This window comes from Pseudomonas syringae group sp. 247E2, assembly GCF_032587795.1.
GTDB lineage: Bacteria > Pseudomonadota > Gammaproteobacteria > Pseudomonadales > Pseudomonadaceae > Aquipseudomonas > Aquipseudomonas amygdali.
In genome coordinates this window covers 129,056-147,022 of the sequence record NZ_JAWHPK010000023.1, presented here as the reverse complement: position 1 = coordinate 147,022, position 17,967 = coordinate 129,056, and the positions used below count along the sequence as shown (strand labels likewise).

General features: G+C 58.9%; 10 protein-coding genes. 4 read left to right on the top strand and 6 right to left on the bottom strand.

Going from position 1 to position 17,967, the window contains the following annotated elements; all coding sequences use genetic code 11:
- Positions 1-113 precede the first annotated feature (113 nt).
- A complete protein-coding gene (locus RYC18_RS19685; protein WP_010193574.1) occupies positions 114-1,250 on the bottom strand; it encodes a branched-chain amino acid ABC transporter substrate-binding protein in 1,137 nt (378 codons plus the stop codon).
- A gap of 505 nt (positions 1,251-1,755) precedes the next feature.
- Here RYC18_RS19685 and RYC18_RS19680 point away from each other — a divergent pair.
- From RYC18_RS19680 to nadE, 3 genes are all read left to right on the top strand, one after another.
- Positions 1,756-2,661 carry a LysR substrate-binding domain-containing protein gene (locus RYC18_RS19680; RefSeq protein WP_005742976.1) on the top strand — a complete coding sequence of 302 codons (906 nt, stop codon included), beginning with the start codon at positions 1,756-1,758 and terminating at the stop codon, positions 2,659-2,661.
- 99 nt (positions 2,662-2,760) lie between these two features.
- Positions 2,761-3,984 (top strand): nicotinate phosphoribosyltransferase, encoded by a 1,224-nt coding sequence (gene pncB / locus RYC18_RS19675; RefSeq protein WP_002551841.1) that lies wholly within the window; start codon positions 2,761-2,763, stop codon positions 3,982-3,984.
- A gap of 26 nt (positions 3,985-4,010) precedes the next feature.
- Entirely contained in the window at positions 4,011-4,838 is an 828-nt protein-coding gene (gene nadE / locus RYC18_RS19670) for an ammonia-dependent NAD(+) synthetase (RefSeq protein ID WP_004654655.1), read from the top strand.
- A 354-nt stretch (positions 4,839-5,192) separates the two neighbouring features.
- Here the strand turns inward: nadE and azu are convergent, their stop codons facing one another.
- The 4 genes from azu to RYC18_RS19650 form a co-directional block, all read right to left on the bottom strand.
- A complete protein-coding gene (gene azu, locus RYC18_RS19665; RefSeq protein WP_005731138.1) occupies positions 5,193-5,639 on the bottom strand; it encodes an azurin in 447 nt (148 codons plus the stop codon).
- Between the two features lie 153 nt (positions 5,640-5,792).
- On the bottom strand, positions 5,793-6,686 hold the full coding sequence (locus RYC18_RS19660) for a transglutaminase N-terminal domain-containing protein (RefSeq protein ID WP_004666395.1): 894 nt from the start codon (positions 6,684-6,686) through the stop codon (positions 5,793-5,795).
- Complete coding sequence (locus RYC18_RS19655; protein ID WP_044295550.1) at positions 6,686-9,181, bottom strand: circularly permuted type 2 ATP-grasp protein; 2,496 nt, start codon at positions 9,179-9,181, stop codon at positions 6,686-6,688. The genes RYC18_RS19660 and RYC18_RS19655 overlap by 1 nt, the downstream gene beginning before the upstream one ends.
- Positions 9,182-9,270: 89 nt before the next feature.
- Complete coding sequence (locus RYC18_RS19650; protein ID WP_316886627.1) at positions 9,271-12,549, bottom strand: transglutaminase family protein; 3,279 nt, start codon at positions 12,547-12,549, stop codon at positions 9,271-9,273.
- Positions 12,550-12,822: 273 nt separating this feature from the next.
- Here RYC18_RS19650 and RYC18_RS19645 point away from each other — a divergent pair, with 273 nt between their 5' ends.
- Positions 12,823-15,567: an MFS transporter gene (locus RYC18_RS19645; RefSeq protein WP_316886626.1), complete on the top strand. Its 2,745-nt coding sequence runs from the start codon at positions 12,823-12,825 to the stop codon at positions 15,565-15,567.
- 51 nt (positions 15,568-15,618) lie between these two features.
- Here RYC18_RS19645 and RYC18_RS19640 read toward each other — a convergent pair whose 3' ends face one another.
- Positions 15,619-17,934, bottom strand: coding sequence for a YgiQ family radical SAM protein (locus RYC18_RS19640; protein ID WP_002551833.1), 2,316 nt, complete (start codon positions 17,932-17,934; stop codon positions 15,619-15,621).
- Between the last annotated feature and the right edge of the window lie 33 nt (positions 17,935-17,967).

Here is a 17,967-nt window from a genome sequence, read left to right as displayed (position 1 = left end):
CTCGTGAGGTGCGACCGACAGGTCCGAAAACAATAAAAGAGATGCAGGCTCGCTCATGGGCGAGCCCATCACCGGGTCAGCGTCTGCCGGGCAGAACTGACACGAGGTCTATCTCACTTCTGTTTTTCGAGTTGCTTGTATTTGCCGGTGGCGTCCCACTGGTAAACCACGTAGTCGGAGACTTTCAGGTCGCCTTTGGCATCCCAGGCTTTTTCACCCATGACGGTCTTTACCGGGTGCGCTTTAAGCCACTCTGCGGCTTTGTCGCCCTTGTTGGATTTGGCACCATTGAAACCGGCAGCCAGGGCCTGTATCGAAGCGTACGCGTAGAGGGTATAGCCTTCAGGCTCGTAACCGGACTTGCGGAATTGGTCCACGACTGCCTTGCTGTCCGGCAGTACGCGCGGGTCGGCACCGAAGGTCATGTACACGCCGTCTACGTATTGCGCACCACCGGCAGTGGTGACCAGTTCGTCAGTCACGATGCCGTCATCGGACATGAACTTGACGTCCTTGAGGCCCTGCTCGCGCATCTGGCGAACCAGTGGACCGGCTTCCGGATGCAGGCCACCGAAGTACACAACGTCGGCACCGGTCGAACGGATTTTCGTTACCAGCGCACTGAAATCCTTTTCGCCACGGGTCAGACCTTCCTCAAGTACCGGCTTTACGCCACGCGCTACCAGTTGTTTGGCAGTGGCATCAGCAAGCCCTTTACCGTACGTGTCCTTGTCATTGATGACCGCGACTTTCTTGCCCTTGAGCACATCAACGATGTAATCACCGGCGACCACACCTTGCTGATCGTCACGGCCACACATGCGGAACATTTCCTTCAGGCCACGCTCGGTCACCGTCGGATTGGTCGAACCCGGCGTGATGGCAATTACCCCCGCATCGCTGTAAACCTCTGAAGCAGGAATGGTCGACGATGAGCAGAAGTGCCCGACCACGCCGATCACTTTGTCCTGGTCAACCAGACGGTTGGCCACTGCCACGGCCTGTTTCGGCTCACAGGCGTCATCGCCCGCGACCAGCACGATTTTTTCCCCGTTCACACCGCCCGCCGCGTTGATCGCGTCGGCCGCAGCCTGCGCACCTTTCATGTACTGCTGCCCAAATGATGCGTTCGCGCCGGTCATCGGACCCGCAACGCCGATTTTCACGTCCGCCTGTGCAAACGAAGACACGCCCAATGCAGTTGCCACTGCGATTGCCAGAAAACCTTTCCTGTAAAACGTATGCGACATGAGTGGTGCTCCTGAGGATATTTTTTTAATTAGCAGTGCGGTTACATGATTGCCCGGATACGCGTTTGCTTAGAGCAAGGCCCGTGCCATCACTTTTTCCTTATTGAAAATGTCATGCTTTTCCAGCCATTCAGTGAGATGACCGCTCAAGTCGCAGGCCGTACAACCGCCTGAGGCGCCAAAGGTGCAACCCTCACCACAAAAAGGGCAACCCAAGCCAGATCAAATAGCAACCCGACCCAATACCTTTGGACAACCCACCTGTAACAACACGCGTCACCGAATTGCACACGCCCGGTGCGCGAACGCTACGAGACGCACCATTTGAGGCTAGCGGATTCAGCCGCAACTGCCGGAATCAACGCCTTAATCTGAAACACACGTCACGCAACCGCAGTAATAACCTTCCCGCATGCGACCGACAAACGACCTTTAAGCGAGATATCATTCCGATTATTCATAGTGCCCGTGTCTGCACCCTCGCGCCTCGAACAGAGAAACCATCATGCTGAACAAACGTCATCTGCCCTCGATAGCCGCATTGCAATGCTTTGAGGCGGTGACCCGGCACCTGAGCTTCACCCGCGCGGCTGAAGAACTCAACCTGACCCAGAGCGCCGTCAGCAAACAGGTTGCGCAGCTTGAGGAGCTGGTTCAGCACCTGCTGTTTCAGCGCGTCCGCCGCCGTTTGCAGTTGACGCCAGCCGGGGCGCTGTATCTGGCCGAAGTGCGCAAGATCCTGACCCAGATAGAGATGTCCACTCACTTCCTGCGCTCTTACGGCGGAGAAACCGAGGTACTGCGGGTGTCCACGCCCTCGACGTTCGGTGCCCGGTGGCTGGTGCCACGCCTGAAGGGCTGGCGCTTGCGTCATCCGCATATTCACCTGGACCTGATCAACGAACAGGAGTCTGACGACCTGATCAAGGGACGTTGCGACGTGTCGTTCTACTTCGGCCAGGCCGCCATACCGGGCGCGGAAAGCGTGAAGCTGTTTGGCGAAGAACTGGTAGCGGTGTGTTCACCCGAGAGCCTGCCGGATGCCCCCCTCAGCGACCCGACTCAGTTGAGCGAACTGGTCCTGCTGCAGAACGCATTCCGCCCCGAAGCCTGGCACGAATGGTTCGAAAGCCAGGGCTATCACACCGACCACAGTTATCACGGGCCGCGTTTTGAGACGTTCTATATGTGCATCCGCGCCGCACAGGTCGGCTGCGGTGTCGCACTGCTGCCACGCTTTCTGGTCGAGGAAGAACTGGCAGAGAACAAGCTGGTAATTGCATGGGATTACGCATTGCCCAGCACTAACAGTGCGTACTACCTGTCCTATCCGGAACACACTGCCGACGTACCCAAAATCCGGGTTTTTCTGCAGTGGATGCTGGAACAGTTGGATCAACCGGCCCGTTAAGGGCGACAATGCCCACCCATCCGGCCGTGAGCTTTCCGTGGTGACAGACAGGAAGTCGCGGGTCCGACATTATCCGGCTGCTCTGGAGAGCCCGATTCAATGAGCGAGAGCGCCTTTTCAAATCGTATCGTGCAAAGCCTGCTCGACACCGATTTCTACAAGCTGACCATGATGCAGGCAGTGCTGCACAACTACCCCAACGTCGACGTTGAGTGGGAGTTTCGGTGCCGCAACGGGGAGGATCTTCGCCCCTACCTGGACGAGATCAGACACCAGATCGAGTTGCTGTGCGAGCTGTCCCTGAGCCCGGAACACCTGGCTTTTCTGGAGCGCATCACGTTCATAAAACCGGACTTTCTGAGGTTTCTGGGACTGTTCCGCTTTAACACCCGCTATGTGAAAACCAGCATCGAAAACGATGAGCTGTGCATTCGTCTGCACGGTCCCTGGCTGCACGTCATTCTGTTCGAAGTGCCACTGCTGGCGATCGTCAGTGAGGTGCGTAACCGGCACCGCTATCCTGACACCCTGCTCAGTCAGGCGCGGGATCGTCTGTATGACAAGTTCGAATGGCTGACCACTCATGCCACGGCCGATGAACTGGCCGAGCTGAAAGTGGCGGACTTCGGCACGCGCAGGCGTTTTTCCTATCGCGTGCAGGAAGAAATGCTTGGCGTCCTGAAAAACGACTTCCCAGGCCAGTTTGTCGGTACCAGCAACGTTCATCTGGCGCGTCAGCTTGACCTGAAACCACTGGGCACAATGGCTCATGAATGGATCATGGCCCACCAGCAACTGGGACCGCGCCTGATCGACAGCCAGATCGCCGCGCTTGATTGCTGGGTTCGCGAGTACCGTGGTCTGCTGGGGATCGCGCTGACAGACTGCATCACCACTGACGCATTCCTGAATGACTTCGATCTGTACTTCGCCAAACTATTCGACGGTTTGCGCCATGATTCGGGCGACCCGGTGAAGTGGGCCGAAAAATGCATCTCGCATTACCAGAAGCTCGGTATCGACCCGATGAGCAAGACGCTGGTGTTTTCCGACGGGCTGAACCTGCCCAAGGCACTCGACATCTTCCGGGCGTTGCGCGGACGCATCAATGTCAGCTTCGGGATCGGCACCAACCTGACCGCCGACATACCCGGCATCGCGCCCATGAACATGGTGCTGAAAATGACCGCATGCGCCGGTCAGGCTGTGGCAAAGATTTCCGACGAGCCCGGCAAGACGCAGTGCAAGGACCCGAACTTTGTCGCCTACCTGCGACATGTGTTCAAGGTGCCGGATTTGCCGAGCCCTGAAAAACCAGCTTGAATTGTCCTATTTACGAGGAGTGAATCATGCACGCCGTACAGCGCCAGATTGCTGAACAGCTCAAGGTCCAGCCACCTTTCGCGGACCAGAACGCGCTACAGGCCGAAGTCGCCCGCCGCGTCAGTTTCATCAAGGAATGCCTGCAGAACGCACGGCTCAAGACCCTGGTGCTCGGCATCAGCGGCGGGGTCGACTCACTGACGGCCGGCTTGCTCGCTCAGCGTGCGGTGAAGGAATTGCGCGCGAGCACAGGCGATAACAGCTACCGCTTTATCGCCGTGCGTCTGCCCTATGTCGTGCAGGCCGATGAGCACGAAGCCCAGGCCTCGGTCGACTTCATCGAGCCGGACGAGCGCCATACCATCAACATCGGTAGCAGCGTCAAGGCGCTGGCTGCCGAGGTGAAGGCGTTTGACGGCCTTCCAGCCAGCTCGGTGGATTTCGTTCTCGGCAACACCAAGGCGCGCATGCGCATGGTCGCGCAGTACACCGTCGCCGGCGCTTATCAGGGGCTGGTGATCGGTACTGACCACGCTGCCGAAGCGGTCATGGGCTTCTTCACCAAGTTCGGCGACGGCGCATGCGATCTGGCACCGTTGAGCGGTCTGGTGAAAAACCAGGTACGCGCCATCGCCCGGCATTTCGGCGCACCGGAATCACTGGTCGAGAAAGTACCGACGGCGGACCTGGAAGACCTGTCCCCCGGCAAACCGGACGAAGCCTCGCACGGCGTGACCTACGCCGAGATCGACGCTTTCCTGCACGGTGAACCAGTGCGTGAGGAAGCCTTCAAGATCATCTGCGAAACCTACGCCAAGACCCAGCACAAACGCGAGCTGCCGTACGCGCCGTGAGTGGGTACGTGCGGAACGAGAGAGCAGCAACACCATCGTGCCCATGCTCCGCGTGGGTACGCCTTTCTGGACGCTCTGCGTCCGTTTCTGAATATGCTCTGCGGCACAGTTCTGTGACGCAGAGCGTCACCCACGGCATTCCCACGCTGGAGCGTGCGGAACGATAATCTCAACTATCGTGCGACGCTCTGCGTCTGGTCTTGCGTTTGCGGCGCGGCGCATATCTGCGACGCGGAGCGTCAACCAAGGCATCCCCACGCTGCAGCGTGCGGAACGATAATCTCAACTATCGTGCGACGCTCCGCGTCGGCATGCCGTTCTGGACGCTCCGCGTCCTCGTTCGGGGGCGTGTGGTTACTTCAGGGTCACAGCGCCTTTCATCATGCTGATGTGCCCTGGAAATGTGCAGAAGAACTGGTATTCCTGTGCCGGGTCCAGCTTCGATACATCAAAGGTAACCGAGTCTTTTTCACCAGCGCCGATGACTTTGGTGTGGGCGATGACGCGGCTGTCGTCGGGCTTCAGGTAATCCTTGTCGATGCCGACAGCCATGCCATCGGTAACGATTGCCTGGGTATCGGACTTCTTGCTCAGCACCCAGTTATGGCCCATGACATTCTTCGGCAGGCTGCCGGAGTGCGTCAGGTTGACGGTGAATTCCTTGCAGCTCTTGTCGATCTCAATGGCTTTGGTGTTGTACATCATTTGATCGGTCGAATCGACTGTGGCCGAACACTCGGCAGCCAGCAACTGGCTACTGGCCAACGACAACAGCGAAATCGCTACAAGCTTGCGAATCATTTGAATCTCCAGGGCAGGACTTGATTAACGTGATAACTGACGTAAGAAGAGAGTGCCCGATCAGGGCCGGGGTTCCAAGGACGTGCGTCAAATGGTCCCTCGGGCGCTCGCGACGGAGCGCCCTTCTGAAGAACGATTCACGGGAGCAGGTAATTAGGCGCTGACCGGCATCACCGTCACCCGGACATCGGGATCATGCGTGCCGCCGCCCAGAATCACGCCGCGCAAAGGCGAGACGTCAGAGAAATCACGCCCCCAGGCCAGGCTGATGTGCTCCAGCGCAGGTTGCACATTGTTGGTGGGGTCGAAGTCGACCCAGCCCGAAGCCGGACAGAACACCGATACCCAGGCATGCGAGGCATCGGCACCGATCAAGCGGGGCTGGCCCGGTGGTGGCTGGGTCAGCAGATAGCCACTTACGTAGCGCGCGGCCAGACCTCGAGAGCGCAGGCACGCCAGCATCAAGTGGGCGAAGTCCTGACACACCCCCCGTCGCCGCTCCAGCACTTCCACCAGGGGCGTGGCGACCTGAGTCGCCTCGTCATCGAAAGTGAATTCGTCGAAAATCTTTTCCATCAGGGCCTGTACGCACAGCAACAACGGGCGGCCCGGCGGGAAACAGACCTGCGAGAATTCGACGAACGAACGCTTCAGGTGAACATAGGGGGATTCGAAGCGATAGCGGCAGGCCTCCAGAATATCAGCAGTCATCGGCTTGGCGCTGTAAGTCAGCGCACTGCGGGTCACTTCCCATTCCGGCGACAGATTGAAGTCCAGAAACGGCTTCTCCATGACCTCGATACGCAACCGCGCATTGACTTGCAACTCGTCGTGCGGACGCTCGAACGCCAGTCGGGTCAGCGGGTTGCCAAACACATCCAGCTCATCACGGCGCGTGGTAGGCTCCGGAAAAATCTCGAGTGCCTGCTCGGTGCAACGCTGCCACGGGCTGCTGCGCGGCCAGAGATGCGCCAGTTGCTGAGCCAGCGAAACCGGGCTGTCGTACTTGTAATGCGTGTCATGAAAAATCTGGTAGAAGGCGCTCATCAGACAGATACCGTGCGTTGGCTGACGTCATCGACGTGAGCAAAATGGCGCAGCGCCAGGCGGTCGGAGGCCTGCCCACTGCTGTCACCAATGCTCTGCAGCAGATCGGCCAGCCCGTCGAGAACAGCGTCGATGCTGCTCTGACCGAACAGCGGGTTCTCCAGACTGCCAAGGTCAAATGCGGCGAGACGCTGAGCCAGCACCGCCAGGCTGCTGTCACGCGGCGCATCAAACTCGTCGTTCAGGCGGCGCAGCGAGCGTTGCACCAGCTTGAGCTGAAACAGCACCGCATGCGGGTTCTGCTCATCAAGCAGCAACAGGTCCAGCACCGGAATCAGGTGCGGTACGGCCATGTACCGCGAACGATAAGTGATGCTGCTGTTGCCCAGCTCCAGCAACCACTCCAGCCCGGCTTTCTCCGAGACTGCCGAGCCGCGCAAAAACGCCGCCAGACTGGTGCTGAGAAACTTCAGGCGCTCGATACGTCGCCCGATCATCAAAAAGCTCCAGCCTTCGTCGCGGGTCATGTCGTCCAGCGCAAAACCGGAAAGCGCTGCCAGAGACATCACCAGACGGTTGAGAAAATCCAGCAGCTCGCCAAAATCCGGCTCTTCGGTTTCCAGGCTTGAGGCTTCGCGCTGCAATTCGACCAGCGCCTGCCAGTTTTCCCGTGAGAGCTTGCCGCGCACTTGCGAAGCGGCCCACTGCAAACGCTGCAAATTGGCGCGCAGGCTGAACGGCCACTCGTCGCCCAGCAGAGCAACCAGCAGGCGATCCTTCAACTCTTCGCCCTCCTCGGCTTCGGGCAGCATGCCCAGGCTCTCGGCCAGCGCGACGGCCGCCTGCAACGCGAGGGGATCGTCGTCATCGACATAGCGCGTCAACATGATGCGCAGCAGGCGAGCACTGTCGTCGCAACGTTCGCAGTAACGCCCGAACCAGAACAGGTTCTCCACCACCCGCGACGGCAGGTAAGGGTCACGGCGAATCAGGTCATAGACACCCAGCGTGCGCTGCCCCTTCCAGGGCTCGCCAAGGTGCGAGCGTTCGCCCAGCACCCAGGTGTCCTTGCTCGCACCGCCGCGCTGCATCGACACCACGTCGGCATCGGCTTCGGCGGCCACTCGGGTCAGGCCGCCCGGTAGCACGCGATAGCCGTCGAGGCTGGCCACTGCGTAGACACGCATGCCGATGGCGCGCGGCTGCAAACCGGTACCATCGGCCTGCAGCACCGGTGCATGAGACAACTGCGCCAGCTCCTGGGCGACGTAGGCATAGGGGCGCGACTGCATGCGCAGGGCAAGCGCGTTGCGCTGCTCCTCATTCAAATCGCGACCGAACACCGGGGCGAAGTGCTGCGAAGGAAATGCAGGTTTGATCAACAGATCAGGCAGTTTCTCCAGCGCTTGCGCCAGCACGGGCGGCTCTCCGCACCACCAGGTTGCGACCGATGGCAAGATCAGATCTTCGCCGAACAGGTACTGACTGATTTTCGGCAAAAAGCCCAGCAGGCCAGGCGACTCCAGAACACCACTGCCCAATGCGTTGGCGACCAGCACATTGCCCTGACGCACAGCCTCCAGCAGCCCCGGCACACCGAGCGCGGAATCGGTACGTAATTCCAGAGGATCGCAGAAGTCGTCGTCCAGACGGCGCATGATCGCGTGAACCCGACGCAAGCCGCTGAGGGTTTTCAGGTAAACAGTGGCATCGCGCACCGTCAGATCACCACCCTCGACCAGCGGATAGCCCAGTTGTCGCGCCAGGTACAAGTGTTCGAAGTAGCTTTCGTTGAAACGGCCCGGCGTCAGCAGGACGATCAGCGGTGCCTCGTTGCTGGTGGGCGCCTGACGGGCCAGCGTCTGCTGCAACGCGTCGAAGAAACCCGAGAGGTGCCGGACTTGCAGGTCACGATAGGTTTCCGGCAAGGCACGCGCGACGCTCTGGCGATTTTCCAGTGCATAACCGGCACCCGAAGGCGCCTGGGTGCGGTCGGCAGTCACCCACCAGCGCCCGTCCGGGGTGCGTGCCAGATCGACCGCGTACATATGCAGGAACGTGCCTTCGGGAGGTTTTACGCCCTGACACGGCCACAGAAAGTTGTTATGGCCAAATACCAGTTCAGCGGGCAGCAAGCCATTGGCAATCAGCGTCTGCGGGCCGTAAAGGTCCGCAAGCACTGCGTTGAGCAGCCGTGCACGCTGGGCAATCCCTGCCGCCACGTGCTGCCACTCATCGGCCGCAATGATGTGCGGCAACAGGTCCAGCTCCCATGGGCGGTCCGCGCCTTTGGGGTCGGCGTAAACGTTATAGGTGACACCGTTTTCCTGGATCTGCCGGGTCAGCAAGGCTTGGCGCTGGATCAGCTGCGCCGAGGTGCTGCGCTGCATGTGTTCGTACAGACGACGCCAGTGCGGGCGGACGGCACCGTCGGCATCGAGCATTTCGTGGTAAGTACCCTCGGACAGCGGGTAATGGTCAAGCAGGTCGGGCATGGAAGGCTCGGCAGGCAACGTAAGGACTTCAGATTAGTGCAGTCAGATGTCACGTCCGTGTGCATCTGACGCACAGAGCCACTGTTTTTCTAATGCAGACGCATATCCAGCGTCATCGGCAGCTCGTCGTTAATGTTTAGCGACGGAACGTCCAGTTTGCCCGGGGTGTGACCGATGCGGAAGAAACGTGAAAGGCGACGACTTTCCGCTTCGTTGGCGTTGACCGGCAAGGTTTCGTAGTTACGGCCGCCCGGATGGGCGACATGATACTCGCAGCCACCCAGCGAGCGGTGCATCCAGGTGTCGAGCAGATCAAAAACCAGTGGCGCATGCACGCCGATGGTCGGTTGCAGGCAGTTGGCCGGTTGCCAGGCGCGATAACGCACACCCGCGACGAACTCGCCAACCCGTCCAGTGGGCTGCAAAGGCACCGCGACGCCGTTGCAGGTCAATACGTAGCGCTGCGGTGGTAGCCCGCTGAGATGCACCTGCAAGCGCTCCAGCGACGAATCGACGTAGCGCACCGCGCCACCGGCCGAGCCTTCTTCACCCAGAACGTGCCAGGGCTCCAGCGCCTGCCGCAGCTCCAGCTCGATGCCATTGACGGCGTAATCACCCACTTTCGGAAAGCGAAACTCCAAATGCGCAGAGAACCAGTCGGCCTGCACCGGGTAGCCTGCCGAGTTGAGGTCGGCGACCACATCGGCGAAATCCTGCTCGATGAAGTGCGGCAGCATGAAGCGATCATGCAATTGCGTGCCCCAGCGTGCCAGCTTGGCCGGTGCATAGGGTTCACGCCAGAAACGCGCCACCAGTGCGCGTAGCAGTAACTGCTGCGCCAGGCTCATGCGCGCATGCGGCGGCATCTCGAAGGCACGCAGCTCCAGCAGGCCAAGACGCCCGGTCGCACCATCGGGCGAGTACAGCTTGTCGATGCAGAATTCGGCTCGATGGGTGTTGCCGGTGACGTCGATCAACAAATTGCGCAACAGACGATCGACGATCCACGGCGCGACTTCTTCACCAGGCTCCGGCATCTGTGCGAAGGCGATTTCCATTTCATAAAGCGAGTCGTTGCGCGCCTCATCGATGCGTGGTGCCTGGGACGTCGGGCCGATGAACAGGCCGGAAAACAGATACGACAGCGAAGGATGGTTGTGCCAATAGCTGATCAGACTGCGCAGCAGGTCTGGACGACGCAAAAACGGCGAATCCGCCGGTGTCGCACCGCCCAGCACGAAGTGGTTGCCGCCGCCTGTGCCGGTGTGGCGGCCGTCGATCATGAATTTCTCTGTGGTCAGACGTGTGAGACGCGCCTGCTCGTAAAGAAACTCGGTGCGCTCGACCAACTCGTCCCAACTGGCGGACGGCTGCACGTTGACCTCGATCACACCAGGGTCCGGGGTAATGCGGAAGTTACACAGACGCGGATCGCTCGGTGGCTCGTAGCCTTCCAGCAGAATCGGGCATTGCAGTTCTTCAGCGGTCGCTTCGATCACGGCCACCAGTTCAAGGTATTCCTCAAGCTTTTGCAGTGGCGGCATAAACAGATACAGACGCCCGTCGCGCGCTTCGGCACACAGCGCCGTACGAGTCAGCCAGTCGGCCGACTCATCGATTTTCGGTGAGCGTTCGGCGTCGATATCTGTGGACTTGAGCGCCGAGGTCAGCGAGTCGCTGTCGGCAAGCTCCGGGAAGTCCTGGTTATGATCGGTCGGATGAATGAACGGGTACTCCGCCGCCTTGACCCAGGGTTGCGAGGCCAATGGCAGGCGATAGCCCAGCGCGGAATCACCCGGCACCAGACGGCAGTGTTCGTCACGCAAGTACCAGCGGCCACTCTGCCAGCTATCGCCGCCTGCATTACGGGCCAACGGCAGGACCTGACCAATCATCTTGTCCAGCCCCTGAGCGAAGACCTTGCGCAGACGCGCGCGCTCCAGCTCATCACCCAGCCGCGAGTCTTCGGCAGTCACGTTGACCGGCAATGCGCCTTCGCGCCACAGGTAGTAGAAATTGTCTTCGTAAGCCGGAAAAACGAAACGGGCCGGTAGTTTCAGACGCTCGGCAACGCTGGCCAGAAAGCGCCCGGCCAGCTCGGCGGTAGCGCCGTAATCCTGGGTTTCATCGGCGATCAGCGCATTGTTGCGCCAGACCGGTTTGCCATCCTTGCGCCAGAAACAGTTCAGTGACCAGCGTGGCAACTGTTCGCCCGGATACCATTTGCCCTGGCCAAAATGCACGATCCCCAGTGGCGCGTAATGCGCGCGCATGCGCTGAAACAGCTCGGCAGACAGCTCGCGCTTGCGAGGCCCCAGCGCAGCCGTGTTCCATTCGGCACCGTCGCGATCATCGATGGACACGAACGTCGGTTCGCCGCCCATGGTCAGGCGCACGTCGTCACGCGTCAGGTCCGCGTCGATCTGTCGGCCGAGGGACTGAATGTCCTGCCATTGCTCTTCGGTGTACGGCTTGGTGACCCGCGGGGCCTCCCAGATGCGCTCGACCGACATTTCGTGGCTGAAATCGGTTTCGCACGGCTCGACCAGACCGCTGATCGGCGCTGCGGAAGACGGCTCCGGGCTGCACGCCAGCGGAATATGCCCTTCGCCTGCAAAGAGGCCGGAAGTAGCATCCAGACCGACCCAGCCAGCACCCGGCAGATAGACCTCGCACCAGGCATGCAGGTCGGTGAAGTCGACATCAGTGCCCGACGGCCCGTCCAGCGCCTCGACATCGGCCTTGAGCTGGAAGAGATAGCCCGATACAAATCGCGCCGCCATACCCAGATGGCGCAACAGCTGCACCAGCAGCCACGCGGAGTCACGGCAAGAGCCTGAAGCGTTTTCCAGGGTGAATTCCGGGGTCTGCACACCCGGTTCCATACGGATCAGGTAAGCGACGTCCTGACTCAGGCGCTGGTTGAGGCCCACCAGAAAGTCGATGGCGGGTATCGGCTCGCGACTGATGCTGTCCAGATACGCCTGAAATCTTGGGGTCAGCGGCAGTTTTTCCAGGTACGGCGCCAGCTCGCGCTGTTCTTCGCTGGCATAGTTGAAGGGGATGTTTTCGGCGTAAGGCTCCAGAAAGAAATCGAACGGATTGAACACCGCCATCTCGGCGACCAGATCGACCTCGACGCGAAATTCCCTGGTCTTTTCCGGGAAGACCAGACGCGCCAGGTAATTACCTTGAGGATCCTGCTGCCAGTTGATGAAGTGGTTTTCGGGCAGGACTTTCAGCGAATACGACAGCACGCGCGTGCGGCTGTGAGCGGCCGGGCGCAGGCGAACGATCTGAGGACCCAGTTCGACCGCGCGTTCGTAGCGATAGTGCGTGACATGGTGCAAGGCAATATGAATCGACACGGCGTGCCTCCTGCGAGCCTGAACGGTAATTGAGCCGCGCAAGACTTATGCCATCCGGTCAAAGTCGTGCGCCAACGAGAGTGACATTCCCCGCCCGATCAGGCGCAGCACCAAAATTGTGCTCACCTGAACTGAAGGTGCAAGGGTCGCACGGAAACGGGGCGCACAGGGCAATAAGGTTGGACCCGCACGCAATATTTACTTAGTGCCACAGACAGATTGATGCCTGATTACATCGTCCTCCAATGATTAACCATTATCGGAGCACTTGTAATGACACAGCTAAATCCCGCGCAACAACCGCTTTCAGAACCGACCCAGGCTGTCGACGCTCACATCGACCTCATGGATCCGGCCGAAAGTGCTGACTACGAGACGACACGAAAAGCATTGCTTGCGGTAATGCAGAGCAGCAATGCCCCTATCAGCCTTGAAGACATTCGGATCAAGCCAGATCCAGCGTCCGGATTCGGCGAATACTGCGCTGAGAAAGCGGCTCTGCCTGCACCGCTCCAAGCCGAAAAGCAGGAGTTGCCGTTTCAGATAGACAGCGATGGCAGCGTCAGCCTGGCATTGATGCTGAGCTACAACTACGGGTTGTCGCTTCCACCATCGCCTGACAAAACGGCAATCAAAACCCTGCTCAATACGCTGGCAGAACTTCGCGCCAGTCAGGAATTGGGGCTTATTGATCAGTTCGATATCAAGGCCATGCTGACACCGAAAAATCTGCAGGACCTGAAACGAGCCCGCACCGAGTACCTGGGCAACGAAGGTGGCACGCTGCTAAGCAAGCTGGGTGCTGAAATCATTGCCTCCTGTCCACTGGCAGATGTGCAGGACTCCCCAGTGGCGGTTATGGCCCGGGTTCTCAGATCCGGACCGGCAAGGGCATTGGGACAAACGCTGCTGGCACAACTTGATCGACCTGAGGGAGAAACGTCCGCGTCCCTGATGACACTCATGGACCGGATTTTATGGCATGCCATCAGCAGCGATCTTCAGCAACCTGAGGATCGAAAGCCTGGAGAAATTGCCGGCTACACATTCTCCAGAACAGAAAACCTGGGGCGTAGCCACGCTGACATCCTGAACGATATGCACAGCCACCTGATCAACACGGGCAAGGCGGCGTCGATCAACGAAGCAATACTCGCACGCTTCATACTGGCACTGGAGAACTGCCCTGAATGGCTGGTCAACGGTGTTCCCGACGATCTGCCATATGGTTGTACTGAAGTGTGGGTCAATTTTCAGCATGGGGTCACCCTTGCGGAAGCCATCGAGTTTGGTTCTTCACGCTGGATGAGCTTTGACGACCTGATCGAACTGCCAGTGATCTTCAACAAAAAGATGGACACCGAAGAACAGCAGGCAGCCTATCTCACAACCCGCCTGCCCATCCTTCTGGCATGGGCGCAGGCCAACGGTTATATCCGTATTCAGGGCAACCTGCCTTATTCCGAACAAGAGATAGCACAGGCAGTCAGCGCGTTCGAAGAATCCGAAACCGAATCACTTGAAGCTGTGAATGCACTGGTTCGCACAGCGCCAGAACGCAAGGCGATGGCCATCGTCGCCATGACAGAAGCGCGAAGGACGCCTGCAATTCAACAGATACTTGAGCAGGAAGATTATCCATTCCCGCCCATTGATCTACGTCACAGGCTGGCGGTGCTACGGAAAAGCCATACGCCTGTCTATCGCGATCATAAAGGCACCCTCTCAGCATCCAATCTGCCCTATAACGCTTACGGCATAAAACACGATTCGTCGTCGTTGCTGGAGGTCTACATGGCCGGTGAAAACATTGATGACTGGAGACTGCCGGGGCGCGACAGCACGGAAGGCCTACTTCCCATAAACCGTGAAATGCAGTTGCTGTACAAGGCGCTGCCAGACATCAATCAACAATTCGAGCATGAGTTTCAGGCTTATCTGGCTGATGCCCGCAAGGCTTACGCGACAATCATTAAAAAGTTGCTGACTCAACTGCCTTTCAAGCATCGCCTGGCCATCGAAAATGGTGCCGTATCACTCTACTCGCTCAGACTACCGACCCAAGACCTGATGGCTGTTACAGAAAGCGAGAAGCATCGAGAACCACTGCGAGGCCGCGCCGGTTTTATCATTGAGGCTGTCTACGAAGGCAAAACAGGGTTCTACGAAGTTTTCCCTCTGTTGATGAGGGTGCGTTATCGCCCTGATCTGAAGGCGCTTATCGAGAATGGTGTACCCGGGATCGAGTTCTGGACGATTACATCCACAATCCCGACGCCGGTGATTGTCAATAAGGGAAGAACATTGCCGTTTGATCAAAACGCCTACCTGCGCGGCGATGAACCGCGTGATGGCGCGACCGCCACCATGATTGCAGAAATTGTTGGCGAGCCATTCGGCCCATCGAACACTGAGACAGCCCTGCATATGCCCATAACCACGTTTTCAAAACGCTGTACCGGCATTGCCAGTATTGTCTGCAGCCAGTTGTTCTACGTTAATGAGGATGACCTTTATGCACAATGCAAAGGCATTACCAAAATAGAAAAGGACAAAAGCGCGCCCGGGGCTATCGAAGAGATAACCAATATCCTGATATCTCTGACGCCCTGGCCCGAATTCAAAAGCCTCCTGTCCGGAGAGAAAAACCGCATGAGGGCAGGAGCACTAGGGCTGACGGTCTACATGATTCCGTACGGTGGCTTCGCCGGAAAGCTGCTTGCAGGCACTGCAAAGGTCGCCACGCGTTTAGGCAAAAAGCTGATAGCCCGAGTTGGCAAAGTTCATGTTTCGAAATTGCTCATGAAAACGCGCATTACGCTCAGAGGTACCACCTCGATCAATATCCGGCCAGCCCCTGACGTGACGGGGAAAGTATTGACTGGCGTCTCGCAATTCGTCGTGAAGCACGTCACCTGGAAGTTTTTGGCGATACGCGTAGGTAAGGGTTACAGTCGCAGACTGGCCGCCAGTATGGGCACGCAGGAGCCTCAAGCTGAAGAGCAAAAGGCTACCTGACCTGAAGAACAGCCGAGCCGCAGGTACAAGCGTACCTGCGGCCCATAGCTATCAGCGAGGCACTACAGGCTTGCGGGCTGGCTTGCCGCCTTTGCCCTTGCCACCCTTGGCTGCATCCATGCGCTCCTTGGCGGCCTGCTTGTTGCGCGCCATTGCGGCGGCCTTGGCCTCTTCGCGTTTGTCCCACGGCTTGCTGCCATCGCTGCCACGCGGTGGCAGGCCAGTATGCTGGGTCTGGATCAGCGTAGTCTTCGCGTTCTTGGCAACCTTGTGGCTGCCGGCTGGCGTCGAGTTCTTGCGGCGCGCACTTTGATAGCTGTCGGTCGCCGGCTGATGCAACGGAATCAGTTGATCCTTGCCAGGCCCGATCAGATCGGCACGGCCCATGCGTTCAAGGGCCTCGCGCAACATCGGCCAGCCTTTAGGGTCGTGATAGCGCAGGAAGGCCTTGTGCAGACGACGCTGCGCTTCACTCTTCACAATCGTGACTGCGTCGCTCTTGTAGGTGACCTTGCGCAAAGGGTTCTTGCCGGAGTGGTACATGGCCGTGGCAGTGGCCATTGGCGACGGGTAGAAAGCCTGCACCTGATCCGCGCGGAAGCCATTGCCCTTGAGCCACAGCGCCAGGTTCATCATGTCTTCATCGGTGGTGCCCGGGTGTGCGGCGATGAAGTAAGGAATCAGGTACTGCTCCTTACCGGCTTCCTTGGTGTACTTCTCGAACATGCGCTTGAACTTGTCATAGCTGCCAATGCCCGGCTTCATCATCTGGTTGAGCGGACCTTCCTCGGTGTGTTCCGGGGCGATCTTCAGGTAACCACCCACGTGGTGCGTTACCAGCTCTTTGACATACTCCGGCGACTCGACCGCAAGGTCGTAGCGCAGGCCAGAGGCGATCAGGATTTTCTTCACGCCCGGCAGGGCGCGGGCGCTGCGATACAACTGAATCAGCGATGAGTGATCGGTGTTCAGGTTCGGGCAGATACCAGGGAACACGCAGGACGGCTTACGGCAGGCCGATTCGATCTCCGGGCTTTTGCAGGCGATGCGGTACATGTTCGCGGTCGGCCCGCCCAGGTCGGAAATGACCCCGGTAAAGCCCGGCACCTTGTCGCGAATCTCTTCGATTTCGCGAATGATCGACTCTTCGGAGCGGTTCTGAATGATCCGCCCTTCGTGCTCGGTGATCGAGCAGAAGGTGCAGCCGCCGAAGCAGCCGCGCATGATGTTCACCGAGAAACGAATCATGTCGTACGCCGGGATCTTTTCCTTGCCGTACGCAGGATGCGGGACGCGCGCGTAAGGCATGCCAAACACGTAGTCCATTTCTTCAGTGGTCATCGGAATGGGCGGCGGGTTGAACCAGACGTCGACCTCTCCATGCTTCTGCACCAACGCACGGGCGTTGCCCGGGTTGGTTTCAAGGTGCAGGACGCGGTTGGCGTGGGCATACAGCACGGCGTCGTTGCGGACCTTTTCCACCGATGGCAAGCGGATGACCGTCTTGTCCCGGGTCATGCGTGGGCTGGCAAGAATCTGCACCACCTTGGCTTCGTTGGGGTCCTCGACGTTGCCTTTTTCCTGCTCGATGGCGCAGGCCTGCGTGTCCTGGGTGTTGACGTACGGGTTGATGATCTTGTCGACCTTGCCCGGACGGTCAATACGCGTCGAATCGACTTCGTACCAGCCCTGCGGCGTGTCGCGACGAATGAACGCGGTGCCGCGCACATCGGTGATGTCTTCGATCTTGTGGCCGTAGGACAGGCGCTGAGCGACTTCGACAATCGCACGCTCGGCGTTGCCGTACAGCAGGATGTCGGCGCAGGCATCGATCAGGATCGAGTTGCGAACCTTGTCCTGCCAGTAGTCATAGTGGGCAATACGACGCAGGGAAGCTTCGATGCCGCCCAGCACGATAGGCACATGCTTGTAAGCTTCCTTGCAGCGCTGGCTGTAGACCAGACTTGCGCGATCCGGACGCTTGCCGGCCATGCCGCCAGGGGTATAAGCGTCATCGGAGCGAATTTTCTTGTCCGCGGTATAGCGGTTGATCATCGAGTCCATGTTGCCTGCAGCGACACCGAAGAACAGGTTCGGCTCGCCGAGCTTCATGAAATCGTCTTTGGACTGCCAGTTTGGCTGCGCAATGATCCCGACCCGAAAGCCCTGGGACTCAAGCAGACGGCCGATGATCGCCATGCCGAAAGACGGGTGATCGACGTACGCATCACCGGTAACGATGATGATGTCGCAGGAATCCCAGCCAAGCAGATCCATCTCTTCCCGGCTCATGGGCAGGAAAGGTGCTGGTCCGAAACATTCGGCCCAGTACTTGGGATAGTCAAATAACGGCTTGGCTGCTTGCATGTTCAGGACCTACGTTTGCACGTTGGAAAAATC

Bases quoted from the DNA above. Each gene is read 5' to 3' on its own strand.
- pncB (WP_002551841.1), top strand. From the start codon at position 2,761: ATGAGCGAGAGCGCCTTTTCAAATCGTATCGTGCAAAGCCTGCTCGAC.
- nadE (WP_004654655.1), top strand. From the start codon at position 4,011: ATGCACGCCGTACAGCGCCAGATTGCTGAACAGCTCAAGGTCCAGCCA.
- RYC18_RS19645 (WP_316886626.1), top strand. From the start codon at position 12,823: ATGACACAGCTAAATCCCGCGCAACAACCGCTTTCAGAACCGACCCAG.
- RYC18_RS19680 (WP_005742976.1), top strand. From the start codon at position 1,756: ATGCTGAACAAACGTCATCTGCCCTCGATAGCCGCATTGCAATGCTTT.
- RYC18_RS19640 (WP_002551833.1), bottom strand. From the start codon at position 17,934: ATGCAAGCAGCCAAGCCGTTATTTGACTATCCCAAGTACTGGGCCGAA.
- RYC18_RS19660 (WP_004666395.1), bottom strand. From the start codon at position 6,686: ATGAGCGCCTTCTACCAGATTTTTCATGACACGCATTACAAGTACGAC.
- RYC18_RS19655 (WP_044295550.1), bottom strand. From the start codon at position 9,181: ATGCCCGACCTGCTTGACCATTACCCGCTGTCCGAGGGTACTTACCAC.
- RYC18_RS19685 (WP_010193574.1), bottom strand. From the start codon at position 1,250: ATGTCGCATACGTTTTACAGGAAAGGTTTTCTGGCAATCGCAGTGGCA.
- azu (WP_005731138.1), bottom strand. From the start codon at position 5,639: ATGATTCGCAAGCTTGTAGCGATTTCGCTGTTGTCGTTGGCCAGTAGC.